Annotated in this window: 16 protein-coding genes; 7 read left to right on the forward strand and 9 right to left on the reverse strand. The window is 68.0% G+C overall.

What is annotated here, in order from left to right:
• Positions 1-28: 28 nt before the first annotated feature.
• Both rnc and lepB read right to left on the reverse strand, forming a co-directional pair.
• Positions 29-694 carry a ribonuclease III gene (gene rnc, locus APM_RS04360; protein ID WP_007422139.1) on the reverse strand — a complete coding sequence of 222 codons (666 nt, stop codon included), beginning with the start codon at positions 692-694 and terminating at the stop codon, positions 29-31.
• Positions 691-1449 carry a signal peptidase I gene (gene lepB, locus APM_RS04365; protein ID WP_007422140.1) on the reverse strand — a complete coding sequence of 253 codons (759 nt, stop codon included), beginning with the start codon at positions 1447-1449 and terminating at the stop codon, positions 691-693. Before lepB ends, rnc begins: the two co-directional genes overlap by 4 nt.
• A 169-nt stretch (positions 1450-1618) precedes the next feature.
• Here lepB and APM_RS04370 point away from each other — a divergent pair, with 169 nt between their 5' ends.
• Positions 1619-2851, forward strand: a complete 1233-nt coding sequence (locus APM_RS04370; RefSeq protein ID WP_007422141.1) for a D-alanyl-D-alanine carboxypeptidase family protein — start codon at positions 1619-1621, stop codon at positions 2849-2851.
• 46 nt (positions 2852-2897) lie between these two features.
• On the opposite strand, the gene APM_RS04375 is transcribed toward APM_RS04370, so the two are convergent.
• Positions 2898-3188, reverse strand: a complete 291-nt coding sequence (locus APM_RS04375) for a PAAR domain-containing protein (RefSeq protein ID WP_013639273.1) — start codon at positions 3186-3188, stop codon at positions 2898-2900.
• Between the two features lie 211 nt (positions 3189-3399).
• Here APM_RS04375 and fusA point away from each other — a divergent pair, with 211 nt between their 5' ends.
• The gene (gene fusA, locus APM_RS04380) at positions 3400-5487 is read left to right on the forward strand and encodes an elongation factor G (protein ID WP_007422143.1); all 2088 of its coding nucleotides are present in this window, start codon (positions 3400-3402) and stop codon (positions 5485-5487) included.
• Positions 5488-5523: 36 nt separating this feature from the next.
• On the forward strand, positions 5524-5829 hold the full coding sequence (locus APM_RS04385) for a hypothetical protein (protein ID WP_007422144.1): 306 nt from the start codon (positions 5524-5526) through the stop codon (positions 5827-5829).
• A gap of 9 nt (positions 5830-5838) precedes the next feature.
• Here the strand turns inward: APM_RS04385 and APM_RS04390 are convergent, their stop codons facing one another.
• Positions 5839-6693: a class I SAM-dependent methyltransferase gene (locus tag APM_RS04390; protein ID WP_007422145.1), complete on the reverse strand. Its 855-nt coding sequence runs from the start codon at positions 6691-6693 to the stop codon at positions 5839-5841.
• Positions 6690-7640: a hypothetical protein gene (locus APM_RS04395; RefSeq protein WP_007422146.1), complete on the reverse strand. Its 951-nt coding sequence runs from the start codon at positions 7638-7640 to the stop codon at positions 6690-6692. The genes APM_RS04390 and APM_RS04395 overlap by 4 nt, the downstream gene beginning before the upstream one ends.
• 106 nt (positions 7641-7746) lie before the next feature.
• On the opposite strand from APM_RS04395, the gene APM_RS04400 reads away from it, so the two are divergent.
• The gene (locus APM_RS04400) at positions 7747-8916 is read left to right on the forward strand and encodes an amidase (RefSeq protein WP_007422147.1); all 1170 of its coding nucleotides are present in this window, start codon (positions 7747-7749) and stop codon (positions 8914-8916) included.
• Between the two features lie 46 nt (positions 8917-8962).
• Here the strand turns inward: APM_RS04400 and APM_RS04405 are convergent, their stop codons facing one another.
• Genes APM_RS04405 through APM_RS04420 form a run of 4 tightly spaced genes read right to left on the reverse strand, consistent with a single transcriptional unit; the run spans position 8963 to position 12337 of the window.
• Positions 8963-10126: an iron-containing alcohol dehydrogenase gene (locus APM_RS04405; RefSeq protein ID WP_011941378.1), complete on the reverse strand. Its 1164-nt coding sequence runs from the start codon at positions 10124-10126 to the stop codon at positions 8963-8965.
• Positions 10127-10172: 46 nt separating this feature from the next.
• Positions 10173-10757 carry a histidine phosphatase family protein gene (locus APM_RS04410; RefSeq protein WP_007422149.1) on the reverse strand — a complete coding sequence of 195 codons (585 nt, stop codon included), beginning with the start codon at positions 10755-10757 and terminating at the stop codon, positions 10173-10175.
• On the reverse strand, positions 10757-11377 hold the full coding sequence (locus APM_RS04415) for a glutathione S-transferase family protein (RefSeq protein WP_007422150.1): 621 nt from the start codon (positions 11375-11377) through the stop codon (positions 10757-10759). Before APM_RS04415 ends, APM_RS04410 begins: the two co-directional genes overlap by 1 nt.
• Before the next feature lie 27 nt (positions 11378-11404).
• Positions 11405-12337: a ribose-phosphate pyrophosphokinase gene (locus tag APM_RS04420; RefSeq protein ID WP_007422151.1), complete on the reverse strand. Its 933-nt coding sequence runs from the start codon at positions 12335-12337 to the stop codon at positions 11405-11407.
• Between the two features lie 158 nt (positions 12338-12495).
• On the opposite strand from APM_RS04420, the gene APM_RS04425 reads away from it, so the two are divergent.
• From APM_RS04425 to APM_RS04435, 3 genes are all read left to right on the forward strand, one after another.
• Entirely contained in the window at positions 12496-12990 is a 495-nt protein-coding gene (locus tag APM_RS04425) for an RDD family protein (protein WP_011941377.1), read from the forward strand.
• Positions 12987-13775: an arginyltransferase gene (locus APM_RS04430; protein WP_011941376.1), complete on the forward strand. Its 789-nt coding sequence runs from the start codon at positions 12987-12989 to the stop codon at positions 13773-13775. The genes APM_RS04425 and APM_RS04430 overlap by 4 nt, the downstream gene beginning before the upstream one ends.
• A 97-nt stretch (positions 13776-13872) precedes the next feature.
• Entirely contained in the window at positions 13873-14388 is a 516-nt protein-coding gene (locus tag APM_RS04435) for a Cupredoxin (protein ID WP_197535476.1), read from the forward strand.
• The last annotated feature ends 51 nt before the right edge of the window (positions 14389-14439 follow it).

Consider the following 14439-nt stretch of genomic DNA (forward strand, 5'->3'; position numbering starts at 1 on the left):
AGAAGGGCGACATAACCACAGCGGGTCGTCATTGCAGCTGCTCCAGCAGGTCGCGCGCGGCGTTCTGCTCCGCCTCGCGCTTGGTTCCGGCAAGTCCCTCGGCGGTGCGGCCGGCGACCGTCACGCGGATGCGAAAGCGCGGCGCGTGCGAGGGGCCAGTCCGCTCCACCAGCTCATAGGCCGGCAGAACCGGCCCGCGCGCCAGCGCATATTCCTGTAGCGCGGTCTTCGGATCCTTGGGCGGGGCGCTCGGCTGGCCGTCGATCCGGGGCGCGAAGATGCGGCGAATGAACAGCCGCGCCGGCTCCAGCCCGCCATCGAGATAGAGCGCGCCGATCAGCGCTTCCAGCGCATCGGCCAGCACGGTCGCGCGGTTGCGCACTCCGCGCCGGCTCTCCCCCGGCGAGACCGACAACAGCCCGGCAATCCCGCCATGCTCGGCAATCTCCGCCAGCGACTGGCGGGAGACGAGATGCGCCAGCCGCGGCCCCAGCCCGCCCTCGCGCTCATGCGGGAAGCGCTCGATCAGCCATTCCGCGATCAGCAGGCCGAGAACGCGATCACCGATGAATTCCAGCCGTTCGTTCGACCCGAGACCGCCCTGCCCGACCGCGGAGCGATGGGTCAGGGCCTGGGCGAGCAGGTCAGGTCGCGCGAAGCGATGCCCGAGCAGCGCTTCCGCCGCCTCGCTCAATGGATGACCGTGAACAGCCGGTCCCAGCGGATATCGACCGGCCAGTACCAGAATTCCCACCACGGATGATCGAGCCGGATGGAGAACCAGATGATCCGCGCCCGACCGACGAAATTCGCCAGCGGCACGTAGCCGACGGCATCGAGATAGCGCGAGTCCTCGGAGAAATCGCGGTTGTCGCCCATCATGAACAGGTGGTCGGGCGGGACGTGATAGACGGGCGTGTTATTGGCGAACCCCTGATTCGTCGCCTTGGCGATCAGATGGGTCACGCCGTCCGGCAGGTGCTCGCGATAGAGGCGCACCTTGATGGGCACGCCCTCCCCCGAGTCGAGTGGCGTCTCGACATAGGTGCCGGCCGGGGTGCGGGGCACCTCGCGCCCGTTGATGTAGAGCTGGCCGTCGGTCACCTGGACCGTGTCGCCGGGTTCGCCGATTACCCTTTTGATATAGTCGATCGACGGGTCGCGCGGCAGCGCGAACACCGCGATCTGCCCCTGTTTCGGCAGCGAGCCGAAGATCCGCCCCTTGAAATCCGGCTCGCCGAAGGGGAACGACCAGCGCGAATAGCCATAGTTCCACTTAGTCACGAGTACGAAATCGCCGGGCAGCAGCGTCGGCGTCAGGCTGCCCGAGGGAATGAAGAACGGTTCGAACAGGAATGAGCGGATGAAGACGGCGATCACCACGACATAGACGAGAGTGACAACCCATTCCCTGATCGAGCCTGCTACCGAGTCCTTCGTCTGCGCCATGTCCGCCCGTTCTGATATTGTCTGCCCGCTTCAAACCGTGCGGGGGGCGCGAAGTCAAGGAAGTGCGGCGAAACACCACCGTGAACGCGACGCACGGCCTCGCGATTTGCCACGGCACGGGGGCGATTGTATGCCTCTCGCCATGCCAACAGTCCGGACTTCCGCCACCATGAAGCGCCGCCTTTCACTTCTCACCCTCGCCCTGTTCACCGCTACGTCCTACGCCGCCGGGCGCACGCCCGCACCGGGCAAGGGCGCGGCACACGCAACCGCCGCGGCGACGACCGCGCCGCAGGACGCGGGACCCGCGCCAGTGGCGCCCCTCGCCATTCCCGGCGTGCCGATGCCGCCGACCCTGCCGCAGCAGGCCTCCTATGTGCTGATGGACGCCGATACCGGCGCGGTGATCGCCGCCAAGGCGCCGGACCAGCCCTGGCCACCGGCCAGCCTGACCAAGCTGATGACCGCCTATCTGACCTACCAGGCTGTCGCGCACGGTTCGCTGAAGATGGACCAGACCGTGCCGGTCAGCGTCTCGGCCTGGCATACCGGCGGCTCGCGCATGTTCATCTCGCCGGGCATGACGGTCACGGTGGACCAGTTGCTGCACGGGCTGATCATCGACTCGGGCAACGATGCGGCCGTGGCGCTCGCCCAGGCGGTGGCCGGCAGCCGGAGCGGCTTCGTCGGGCTGATGAACCATGAAGCCAAGGCGCTTGGTCTGAAGTCGACCCACTACACGAACGTGGACGGCCTGCCGAACCCGGACCTGCGCACCACGGCGATGGATGTTGCAAAACTGTCGCGCGACATCGTCCGTACCTATCCGCAGTTCCTGAAGATTTCGGTCAAGAAGCACTTCACCTTCGACAAGATCCGCCAGCGAAGCTGGAACCCGGTGCTGTTCCACGACCCGACGGTGGATGGGCTTAAGACCGGCCGCACCAAGGAAGCCGGGCACTGCATCGACGCCACAGCACTGCGCAACGGCCGCCGCCTCATCGCCGTGGTGCTCGGCGGGCCGAGCTGGACCGTCAGCACGCACGATATCGAGGCCCTGCTCGATTACGGCTACCAATTCTACGCCAATGCCAAGGTCGCGGTTGCCGGCAAGCCGGCGGGCACGCTGAAGGCGCCGCTCTACCGCACGACCGCGGTGGCGGTCGGCCCGGCGCACAGCATCACGATGACGATCCCGGCGCTTGCCGCGAAGACCCTTAAGACCTCCGTGGCGCTGGACCCGCCGCCGGCAGCCGGCGTGCATCGCGGGCAGACGGTCGGCACGATCACCGTCAGCGCCGGCGGCAAGACCCTGGCGACCGTTCCCGCCGTCGCCCTCGCGGACGACCCGCCGGCCGGATTCGTCACAAGGATGATGAGGAAGCTGAAAGCCGCGCTCTGACGGCGACGCTCCGATACAGGCCGCGCCCTGACGGGCGCGGCGCCTCTCAGCCGATCAGGACTGTCGGCATGCCGAGAATGATGGTGCCGCCGTGCGCGGTGGAATCGCCCATCCGCGCCGCGGGCTGGCCGCCGATCAACACGGTGAACGCGCCGACGACCACCGAGTCGGGGGGGCCCACGCAAACCGCCATGTCGCCCACCCGCGCGGCCGGCATGCCGCCGATCAGCACGGTGGGCGCGCCGGGGCCGATGATCGGCCCGCCGACATGGGGCACAAGCACGTCCACCATCGGGCAGACATGCATGTCGGTCAGGCGTGCGGCAGGTTGTCCCATGGCGAATGGCTAGCGCGAATTCGCCCCGTGCGAAAGGAAAAACCGCCGCCGGGTTGCAAAATGCGGCCCGCCTTGCCATTATGCGGGCGAAGATTGGTCGAAAGCCGGTCGTAATCGGGTGGATTGCCGGGACACTCACCGGCGGTCGCGCCCGTTTTTCGTTGTAATCGCTGTTCGCTGAACCCTGCACAGCCCACCCTGGAGAGACTGCATGTCCGGCACCTCGCTCGCCAAGATCCGGAATATCGGCATCACCGCGCATATCGACGCGGGCAAGACCACGACCACGGAACGTATCCTGTATTACACGGGCGTGTCGCACAAGATTGGCGAGGTGCATGACGGCAACACGACGACCGACTACATGGAGCAGGAGCGCGAGCGCGGCATCACCATCACCTCCGCCGCCGTTACCTGCGAGTGGAAAGACCATCGCATCAACATCATCGACACGCCGGGCCACATCGACTTCAACATCGAGGTGAACCGTTCGCTGCGCGTGCTCGATGGCGCTGTGTTCATCATCGAGGGCGTGGCCGGCGTGCAGCCGCAGTCCGAGACCAACTGGCGCCTGGCGGACCGCTACAACGTTCCCCGCATCATCTTCATCAACAAGCTCGACCGCACCGGCGCCGACTTCTACCGCGCGTTCGACACGCTGAAGGAGAAGCTCGACATCGTGGCGCTGCCGCTGCAGCTGCCGATCGGCATCGAGGACCAGTTCGTCGGCGTGGTCGACCTGGTCGAGATGAAGGCCATCGTGTGGGAAGGCGGCGAACTCGGCGCGAAGTTCCACGATGAGGAAATCCCGGCCGATATGCTGGAGAAGGCCAAGGAATACCGCCAGAACCTGCTCGACACCGCTCTGTCGGTCGACGATGCGGGCATGGAGGAATATTTCGAGAAGGGCGACGTCGCGACCGAGACGCTGAAGCGCGCGATCAAGACCGGTACGATCTCCGGCGCGTTCCGCCCGGTGCTGTGCGGCACCGCCTTCAAGAACAAGGGCGTTCAGCCGCTGCTCGACGCCGTGCTCGACTATCTGCCGAGCCCGGTCGACATCGAGGGCATCAAGGTCGCCCCGCCGGAAGGCGAGGAGGAAGACCCCTCGGCCAACCGCCGCGTGATCCCGGCCAACCCCGACGCGCCCTTCGCCGGCCTCGCCTTCAAGATCATCAACGACAAATACGGCACGCTCACCTTCGTGCGCGTCTATGCCGGTACGCTGCGCTCGGGCGACACGGTGCTCAACACGACCAAGGGCCACAAGGAACGCGTCGGCCGCATGTTCCAGATGCACGCCGACAAGCGTGAGGAGGTCAAAGAAGTCCACGCCGGCGACATCGCCGCGTTCGTTGGCCTGAAGGACACCGGCACGGGTGACACGCTGGCCTCGTCGGACGACCCGGTGGTGCTGGAGCGCATGGCCTTCCCGGTGCCGGTCATCGACATCTCGGTCGAGCCGAAGACCAAGGAAGCCGTCGAGAAGATGACGCTGGCGCTGCAGAAGCTCGCCGGCGAGGACCCCTCGCTCCGCCTCAAGACGGACCAGGAAACCGGCCAGACCATCCTCTCCGGCATGGGCGAGCTGCACCTCGACATCATCATCGACCGGTTGCGGCGCGAATATGGCGTCGAGGCCAATGTCGGCGCGCCGCAGGTGGCCTATCGCGAGACGATCACCCGCGAACACACCGAGACCTACACCCACAAGAAGCAGTCGGGTGGCTCGGGCCAGTTCGCCGAGGTCAAGATCATCTTCGAGCCGCAGGAGCGCAACGAGGGCATCCTGTTCGAGAACAAGGTGGTCGGCGGCGCCGTGCCGAAGGAATACATCCCGGCGGTGGAAAAGGGCATCAAGGTGCAGGCCGATACCGGCGTGCTCGCCGGCTTCCCGACGGTGGACTTCAAGTACACGCTGGTCGACGGCAAGTACCATGACGTCGACTCCTCGGCGCTGGCCTTCGAAATCGCCGCCAAGGCGTGCTTCCGCGAGGGCATGAAGAAGGCCGGCCCGGTCATCCTCGAGCCGATCATGGATGTGGAGATCACCACGCCGCAGGACCATGTCGGCGATGTGGTGGGCGACCTCAACCGCCGGCGCGGCATGATCCAGAACCAGGAAAGCTCGGGTTCGACCGTGATCGTCCGCGCCCAGGTGCCGCTGAAGGAAATGTTCGGCTACATCTCGAACCTGCGTTCGATGACCAAGGGCCGCGCCTCCTTCACCATGCAGTTCCACCATTACGATCCCGTGCCGCGCAACATCGCCGACGAGATCATGACCAAGAGTGCCTGATGGCGTGGCGCCCGCCGGCCTGGCGGAGCTGAAGCGATGCGGCTTCGCTGGGTGCGCGGCCGCGACAGCTTCCTGACCGAGACCGGCGCGCGCGCCCGTGAATGGCTGGGACTTGATGACGCGGGCAATGCTGTTGCCCGCGTCATTCATTTGGATGGTCCGATGACGACCGCGCGTGGCCGGTTTCATGCCGTGGCGCTGGATGACGAGGCGCGGCTGATCCGCCTGTTGCCCCGCCCACCCGCCGATGGCGACTGGCTCGCCCTGATCGGCGGGCGTGTCGTTGGCCGCGCCGCCGCCCCGCTTGCGGCGGTCCGCCACGCCGAGGCGGCGCTGCAGTGACCAGCCGGATCAGGCCGGGTTGCGCGCCGTGATCATGTGGATCGTCGCCGGCAGCCGGGCATCGGCGTCGGCATAGCCGGGGAGAGCTTCGCGGAAGGCCACCCGCAGCGCCGCGCGCGTTTGGGCATCGGCCTCCTTCTCGTCGATCAGCGCGCCGGCCGGGCCCATCGTCCCCGCCATTTCGGCCTCGTCGTCGAGTGACCGCCCGGACAGCATGACCCGCTCGGGCTCGATGGCGATCTCGGCAAAGCCCGCCTGCGTCAGCACCGTCCGTGCATGGTCGCGGTCGGCAAAGGCCAGGGGGCCCGGCGCGTGCGGCCGGCGCGGCTTTGGTGGGCCGAGCCGTGCCACGGTGATCTCAAGCGGCACCGACCAATGCGGATTGTCGGCGATCGGCCCCCAGGCGGCGCAGACGAGGCGGCCGCCCGGAACGAGTGAGGCGCGCAGATTGGCGAAGGCGGCCGCCGGATCCTCGAAGAACATCACGCCGAAGCGGGAGGTGACGAGGTCGAACGGCGCTGCGAAGGTCGCGAAGGCGGCATCCGCCTCCATCAGCGTCACTTGCGCCAGGCCGGCAAGCCGGGCGCGCGCCGCCTCAAGCATCGGGCGGGAAACATCGACGGCGGTGACATGCCCGCCCTCACCGACCAGCCCGGCGAGCCGCGCGGTGGTCGTCCCCGTGCCGCAGCCGACCTCCAGCACCCGCTCGCCAGCGCGGGGCGCAGCCCGCTCCAGCAGGCGGTCCTCGACCGCCGTCAGCCTCGATTCCATCGCCGCCTGGACGCGGATCCACTTCGGCCCCGCGACCTCGTTCCAGTAGGCGATCTGCCGTTCGTTGCCGCCGGCCGTGCCGCCGCCGCTCACGCCGCCGCCTTCTGGCGCGGTTTCGGCATGAATTTCAGCGCGATCCGCACCAGGGTCGGCATCGTCGTCGGCCGCAGCAGCCGGCGGTCGTAGCCGGCGAAGCGCCGGTCGTTCTCCTCGAGGCAGATGCGCATCAGTTCCGGCACCGAGATGTCTTCGGCGCTGACCGACTTGCTGCCGGTCACGGTGAAATTGTTGTCCTGCGCCTTGGGTTTGTCCTTGCCCCCGTCGTCCATGCCGCGGGCGATGCCGATCCGCTCCCAGCCGAGGAACGCCCATACCGCCGCGACGCGGAGTTCGAACCAGATCCGCCGGTGCAGCGGCAGCCTCGCGCGGTGCCAGGCGACCCAGTTGGCGAAGAGCAGGATGTGCCGGCACTCCTCCTGCATCACCGGCTCGAAGGTCTCGACCAGTTCGGCCGGGAAGAAGCCGGACCGCTTCGCCAATTCGAACAGGCCGAAGGCGAAGAAACTGTCGACGCACTCGGAATAGCCGGTGACCAGATAGGCCCATTCGGGATCCTTCGGCTGGCGGTATTCCGGCTCCGGTTCGAGCGGAATGTCATAGGCCTCGACCAGCTTGGAGAGCACCTCCTTGTGCCGGTTCTCCTCCCAGCCGTTCAGCTCGATCGTCTTGCTCATGTCCGGATCGGCGATGATCCGCGCATAGGCCGCCATCCGCAGCCGCGCCTTGCCCTCGGTCTGCACCGCGATGTCCCAGATCGGCAGCGAGGTGATCTTATGCAGGGTTTCGGGGTCGAGCTTCGGCCACTCGATGACCGAGGGTTTGTAAGGGTTGAAGGTTTCGTGGAACATCGCGCAGACGGCGCGCTTGTGTGCTTCCGAGCCCGGTTTCAGTGGTCCGGGATCGGGGCTGACCCAGTGGCGGGCGGCCTTGTCGGCGGCCTCGATCGTCGCGGCATCCGCAGTGATGGCAGTGGCGTTCATCGACCCTCGTCCTTGTCCTCTGCCGGAGATATCGGTGCCGGCCAGTCGATTTTAACCCTGCCGGAAGCCGGTTCAACCCGGCGCCGAACTCTGTTACCCTTTCGCCATGGAAACGCGCCATCCCCTCTCCGAAGCTCCCGATCTCGGCCTGATCAAATCGCTCGACATCCGGGGCAATCCGCACGGCCCGCTTGCGGGACTCGACGTGGTCGTCAAGGACCTGTTCGACATCGCGGGCGAAGTGACCGCCTTCGGCAACCCCGACTGGGGGCGGCATTTCGGCCCCGCCCTCTCGCATGCCTGGATCGTCTCACAGCTTCTCGAGGCCGGCGCCCGCGTCACCGGCAAGACAACGACGGTCGAACTCGCCTTCGGCCTGGAGGGGCGCAACACCCATTACGGCACGCCGCTCAACCCGGCGGCGCCGGACCGGCTGCCGGGCGGCTCGTCGAGCGGCTCGGTGGCGATGGTCGCGTCCGGCCGCGCCCATGTCGGCGTCGGCTCGGATACCGGCGGCTCGGTGCGGATTCCGGCCAGCTATTGCGGGCTCTACGGGTTGCGCCCGACTCAGGGGCTGCTCAGCCTGGCCGGGGCGGCGCCGCTGGCCCCGAGCTTCGACACGCCTGGCTGGTTCACCTGCGATGCGGAGACCATGCTTCGCGTCGGCGAGGCGCTTTTGCCGCCAGCACCGCCGCTCGCGGCCCAGTTTCTCATGATTCCCGCAGCCTTCGCCAATGCCGATCCCGACGTCGTCGCTGCCCTCGAACCCGCGCTCGCCAGGCTGGGCCCGATGGGCGAGGCCGACCCGGTGCCGGAAGGGCTCGACCGGATGCTGGCCTGGCAGAACGCCGTGCGCGGGCGCGAGACGTGGCTGACGCTGGGCGGCTTCATCGAGACGGTCAAGCCGCTGCTCGACCCCGTCACCGCGGGCCGGATCGCGGCGACGCGCGGCTTCACCGCCGAAGCCGCTGCCGAGGGACGCGTGGCGCGCCGCGCGCACACGGCGCGGATGCACGCGCTGCTGGCCGGCGGCGCGGTGCTGGTGATTCCGACCTCGCCCTGCCCGGCCCCGCCGGTTGCGGCGGAGCAGGCGGTCTATGAAGACGTCCGCACGCGAACGCTGCGCGTCGGTATCATCGCCGCCTTCGCCGGCCTGCCGGAACTCACCATTCCGGTCGGCAAGGTGAACGGGGCGCCGGTCGGCCTGTCGCTCATCGCCGGGCCGGGACGCGACCTCGCCCTGCTCGAACTCGCGGCCGACCTCGCACTCGCTTGAGCGCGGGGCCGGAACGCGAATCCAGAAGCGCTTCAGGGACGCGACGTCAAAAGATCTCCTCGTAGATCTTCACGATCTCGGCAGCGTCCGGCACCGCCGGATTGTTGCCGGGGCTGCCGGAGGCCAGCGCCTGTTCCGCCATTTTGGGCAGCAGCGCGTCCCAGTCGGCGCGGGCCACGCCGAAACCCTGCGGTGTGGGCACCTCGAGCTCGGCATTGATCGCCTCCAGCGCCTCGATCAGCCTGGCGCCGGCCAGCTGGTCGGCGTCATCGGCGCGGGCGAAGCCGGCGAGGCGGGCGGATTCGGCGTAGCGCGGCAGCGCGGCATTGAGCGAAAAGCGCGTCACCGCCGGCAGCAGCATCGCGTTCGACATGCCATGCGGCACATGGAAATGCGCGCCGATCGGCCGCGACATGCCATGCACCAGCGCCACCGAGGCGTTCGAGAAGGCGAGTCCCGCGAGGGTCGCGCCGAGCATCATCGCCTCGCGCGCGTCGCGATCCTGCGGCGTCTGCCAGACCTTGCGCAGGTTGGCGCCGATCAGCCGCATCGCACTGCGTGCATAGGCGTCGGACACCGGGTTCGCCCGCCGCGAGACATAGGCCTCCAGCGCATGGGTGAAGGCATCGATCCCGGTATCGGCGGTGGTGCGCGGCGGCACGCTCATGGTCAGCTCGTAATCGACCACCGCCGCCAGCGGCAGCGCCCCGAGCCCGGCGATCAGCATCTTCTCGTCGGTTTCGGTATCGGTGATCACGGTAAAGCGGGTCGCTTCCGAGCCGGTGCCGGCGGTCGTCGGCACCGCGATCAGCGGCAGCGCCGCCGTATCGGCGGCGACGGGCACCTTGAAGTCGCGCATGCGCGCACTTGGCGCCGCCGCGAGCAGGATGTTGATCGCCTTCGCCGTGTCGATCGGCGAGCCGCCGCCGAAGCCGATCAGGCAGTCGAACGCGCCGCCCCTGGCGATGGCGACGCCGGCTTCCACCACGGTATCGACCGGCTCGGGCACGGTGTCGCTGAAGATCGTGCAGACGATCCCGGCCGCTTCCAGCGGATCGGTGATGCGGCGGACCAGGCCGAGTTTCACCATGACCGGATCGGTGACGATCAGCGGCCGCGACAGGCCGAAGCGGCCGAGCAGGACCGCAATCCGCGCCGCCGCCCCGCCGCCGATATCCATGTGCCTCGGCGCGAAAAAGCCCATTTCCATGTTACGTTCCCCCACAGGCGATCCGGCCTGGCCGGATGACGACAATCTACATTGCGCCCGGCGCCACCGCCTCGTCGAGTTCGGCGGCCATCGCCGTCCGCCACCCCTCGCCGTCCGGCGCGCAGAGGATGGGGGCTGCATTGGCGGTGCGGCCTTCCAGACTCACGCCGAGCAGGCCGCGCACCGCGCGGAAGAAGGCGCCGTGCGAGACCAGCAGCAGCGGCCCCGGCCTCGCCAGGATGCTGCGCAGCGCGGTGCCGGCGCGGGCAGTGATGTCGGCGAAGCTTTCGGCGCCAGGCGGCGTCAGCCGTCCCTCGATCCAGTCGCCGAACCAGGGTTCGAGCGGCTGGCCCTCCATGCCGCCGAACACCACCTCGCGCAGGTCCGGTTCGAAGGCGAGCGGCAGGCCGAGGGTCTCGTTGACGATTTCGGCTGTCTCGCGCGCGCGCTGCATTGGCGAGGCGACGATGCCGACGATCCCGCGCCCGAGCAGCAGCGGCGCCGCGGCGCGGGCCTGCGCGCGGCCGGTCTCGTTCAGCGGAATGTCGATCGCCCCCTGCGACAGGCCCTGCGCGTTGTAGTCGGTCTGGCCGTGGCGGAGGAACCAGAACGGGGCGCGCGGCAGCGTCATCAGGACAGCCGCTCCTGCTCCATCGCCCGCGCCACCGCCGGGCGCGCCTTCATCCGCGCATAATGCGCCGAGACATTCGGCGGCAGCGGGATCGTCTGCCGGCCTTCCGCCCAGAAGGAGACGTAGAACAGCGCCGCGTCGGCGATCGAGAACGCGCCGAGCAGCCACTCCCGCCCATCGGCCAGCACCGGCTCGATCAGGTCGAATCCTTCGGCGAAGATCTTCCGCCCCTGCTCGCGGACGGCCTCCTTGTCCTCGGGATTCGGCGCGAAACGCTCGGGGCGGAAGATGCGGGCGAACCCCTGCGGATGCATCCAGCCGTTGATGTAGGCGACGAGTTCGTTGCAGCGCGCGGCCTCGACCGGGGAGGACGGCACCAGCTGGGCCGCCGGGTTGGTCGCGGCCAGGTAGTTCGCGATGGCGATCCACTCGGTCAGCACCGTGCCGTCGTCGAGCACGATTGCCGGCACCTTGGCCTTCGGATTGATCGCCTTGTAGTCGTCGCTGAACTGCTGCCCGTCGCGCAGGTTCACCAGCACGCCTTCATGCGGCAGGCCGAGCTCCTCGATCAGGACATGGATGCCGAGCGAGCAGGCGCCTGGCGCATAGAACAGTTTCATTCCGTTTCCTCCCGTTTTCGCGGCCGGTCAGTCGAACAGCGAGCTGACCGAGGTTTCATCCGAGATGCGGCGCATCGCCTCGGCAAGCAAGGGGGCGATGGTCAGCACCTGCAGATTCGACGGCGGATTGCGTGCGGGATCGAGATGGATGCTGTCGGTGATGGTCAGCGTCTCGATCGGGCTGGCGCCGATGCGTTCCAGCGCCTGGCCGGACAGCACGCCGTGGCTGACATAGGCCGAGGCCGAAGCCGCGCCGTGGCGGATCAGCGCCTCGGCCGCGTTGCAGAGCGAGCCGCCGGAATCCACGATATCGTCGATCATGATGCAGTGCCGTCCCTCGACATCGCCGATCACGTTCATCACTTCCGAAACGCCGGCGCGCGGGCGGCGCTTGTCGATGATCGCGAAGTCGCAGGCAAGGCGGCTCGCCGTGGCGCGGGCGCGGGCGACGCCGCCGGCATCCGGCGACACCACCATGATGTCGCGCCCGGCGAAACGGTCCTGGATGTCGCGCGCGAAGAGCGGCGCGCCGTAGAGATTGTCCACCGGAATGTCGAAGAAACCCTGGATCTGCCCGGCATGCAGGTCGAGCGTGAGCACCCGGTTGGCGCCCGCCTCGGTGATGATGTTGGCGACCAGCTTGGCCGAAATCGGCGTGCGCGGGTTGGTCTTGCGGTCCTGCCTTGCGTAGCCGAAATACGGGATCACCGCGGTCACCCGCCGCGCCGAGCTGCGCCGCAGCGCATCGAGCGTGATCAGCAGCTCCATCAGGTTGTCGTTCGCCGGAAAGCAGGTGGACTGGATGACGAACACATCCTCGCCGCGGACGTTTTCCTGGATCTCGACATGAATCTCCATGTCGGCGAAGCGGCGAATGATGGCGTTGGTCAGCGGCAGATGCAGCGCCTTGCTGACGGCGTCCGCAAGCGGCAGATTCGAGTTACACGCGACGATCTTCATGTGACGGATCCCTGCGGCCGGAACGGGCGGCCCCGATGTCGAAGGAGGTGGACCGGACGATCCGTGGCGCGTGTAGCAACCGCTCCCGCCGCTGTCCATGACGCGCGGGCAGTGCAGGCCATTGCGCGCGCCCAGCCCGGCGCACTATCTTGGAGAGCATGAGCCAGTCCCTGCCTTTCGATGCCGAAGCGGCGCGCGACGCCTGGCTGACCCGCGATGTCTGGCCGCGCCGCATCATCGCCTTTCTTGTCGACATGGTGCTTCTCGCCGTGCTGAGCGTCGCTGTCTGGTGGGTGATCGTGGTGCTCGGCATCGCAACGTTCGGCCTCGGTTTCCTGCTACTGCATTTCACCTGGGCCGTCCCGCCGCTCTATTACATCCTGTGGCTGTGCTCGTCCGCCGCGGCGACGCCGGGGCAGCGCCTGCTGGGTCTCACGCTCCGGCAGGACGATACGCTGGAGGCGAGCGTTGCCCTGCGGCCGAGCTTCGCCCAGGCGCTGGCCTGGACGGTGCTGCTCGGCGTGTCCTTCATGCTCGGCATGGTGCCCTTCCTGCTGGTGCTGGTCACCCGCCGCCGCCGCGCGGGGCATGACCTGCTCTCGGGCCTCACGGTCGTCCACACCTCGGCGCTGGGGCGCCCTGCCGCGCCGTGACCGTCCCTGGCCGCCCGCCGCAGTTCTTCTACGCCACGGCCCCGCTACCCTGCCCTTATGTCGCGGGGCGGACCGAGCGGAAGGTGGTTACCGAACTCACCGGCGCTGATGCCGACGCGCTGCACAACCGGCTCTCGCGCGGCGGGTTCCGGCGCAGCCACAACATCGCCTATGCGCCGGTCTGCGCGGGCTGCCGCTCCTGCATCCCGATCCGCATCGTCAGCGACCGGTTCCGGCAGAGCCGGACCCACCGGCGGATCATCGCCGCGAATGCCGGGCTGCGCGCCTATGAGATGCCGCCGCGCGCCACGGCCGAGCAGTTCAAGCTGTTCCAGCGCTACCAGCAGGCCCGCCACGGCGAGGGCGATATGGCTGGCATGAGCTTCTACGACTATCGCGCCATGGTCGAGGATACGCCGATCGAGACCTGGCTTGTGGAGTTTCGCGACGGCGCGGACGAACTGGTCGGCGCCTGCCTGACCGACCGCCTCGCCGACGGGCTTTCCGCCGTATATTCCTTCTTCGCGCCGGATCTCACTCGGCAGTCGCTGGGGACGCGTTCGATCCTGTGGCTGGTGGAGCGCACGCGGGAACTCGGCCTGCCCTATGTCTATCTCGGCTACTGGGTGCCGGAGAGTCCGAAAATGGCCTATAAGGCGCGCTTCCGCCCGGCCGAAATCCTGCTCGGCGGCACCTGGACAGAACTGACGGACAGCCTCGCCGCGGCCGACGATCCCCCATCCTGGCCGCTTCATCTGGCGCCGGTGCAGCAATGCGGCCCCTGAACGCGCCGCTCACGGCGGATTGATGAGCGTGCCCGATCCGGGCCCTTGTTCCGCCATGATGACGATCGAGACTGCCCGCATGCCAAAGGAGAATGCCATGAACAGATCCGCCCTTGCGATCGGCCTCGCCACTGCCACCCTCTTCGGTGCGTCCGCGGCCAGTGCCGCAGCGCCGCCGAAGCCGGTCTACATCCACATGAACGGCGCCAACGAGTTCCTGGAGCGCCTCGTATTCGTCCGTCCGGGCCAGAAAGTGGTCTTCGTCAACGAGGATACCGGGGCGCACGCCATTCTCGGCTACAGCCCGCAGACCGGTGCGGCGAGCAAGACGTTCGACGCCCCGGCGCTGGCGGGCACACCCGGCAAGGGCCACAAGGTTCACACCTACTCGATCAGTTTCCGGCACCAGGGGCCGGAATGGTATTATTGTCCGGTCCATGCGGAACTGGCCAAGGCTCCAGGCGGGGTGTGGCTGCCGAAGGTGCGTCCTGGCGTGCATGGATTCGGCACGCCGATGGCCGGGTTGATCATCGTCACCACCGATCCGGCGCTGCTGAAGGACAATCCCGCAACCAGCGCCTCGAAGATCCTGCCGGGCTATTTCGGCGGCTGAAGCGGCGCGCATTTCCCCGGCGAAGGTTGTATCGCCGGCACGGCGGTCTAC

The organism is Acidiphilium sp. PM, from assembly GCF_000219295.1.
Lineage (GTDB): Bacteria > Pseudomonadota > Alphaproteobacteria > Acetobacterales > Acetobacteraceae > Acidiphilium > Acidiphilium multivorum.

Bases quoted from the DNA above. Each gene is read 5' to 3' on its own strand.
- lepB (WP_007422140.1), bottom strand. From the start codon at position 1,449: ATGGCGCAGACGAAGGACTCGGTAGCAGGCTCGATCAGGGAATGGGTT.
- APM_RS04370 (WP_007422141.1), top strand. From the start codon at position 1,619: ATGAAGCGCCGCCTTTCACTTCTCACCCTCGCCCTGTTCACCGCTACG.
- APM_RS04375 (WP_013639273.1), bottom strand. From the start codon at position 3,188: ATGGGACAACCTGCCGCACGCCTGACCGACATGCATGTCTGCCCGATG.
- fusA (WP_007422143.1), top strand. From the start codon at position 3,400: ATGTCCGGCACCTCGCTCGCCAAGATCCGGAATATCGGCATCACCGCG.
- APM_RS04385 (WP_007422144.1), top strand. From the start codon at position 5,524: ATGCGGCTTCGCTGGGTGCGCGGCCGCGACAGCTTCCTGACCGAGACC.
- APM_RS04395 (WP_007422146.1), bottom strand. From the start codon at position 7,640: ATGAACGCCACTGCCATCACTGCGGATGCCGCGACGATCGAGGCCGCC.
- APM_RS04400 (WP_007422147.1), top strand. From the start codon at position 7,747: ATGGAAACGCGCCATCCCCTCTCCGAAGCTCCCGATCTCGGCCTGATC.
- APM_RS04405 (WP_011941378.1), bottom strand. From the start codon at position 10,126: ATGGAAATGGGCTTTTTCGCGCCGAGGCACATGGATATCGGCGGCGGG.
- APM_RS04410 (WP_007422149.1), bottom strand. From the start codon at position 10,757: ATGACGCTGCCGCGCGCCCCGTTCTGGTTCCTCCGCCACGGCCAGACC.
- APM_RS04415 (WP_007422150.1), bottom strand. From the start codon at position 11,377: ATGAAACTGTTCTATGCGCCAGGCGCCTGCTCGCTCGGCATCCATGTC.
- APM_RS04420 (WP_007422151.1), bottom strand. From the start codon at position 12,337: ATGAAGATCGTCGCGTGTAACTCGAATCTGCCGCTTGCGGACGCCGTC.
- APM_RS04425 (WP_011941377.1), top strand. From the start codon at position 12,496: ATGAGCCAGTCCCTGCCTTTCGATGCCGAAGCGGCGCGCGACGCCTGG.
- APM_RS04435 (WP_197535476.1), top strand. From the start codon at position 13,873: ATGAACAGATCCGCCCTTGCGATCGGCCTCGCCACTGCCACCCTCTTC.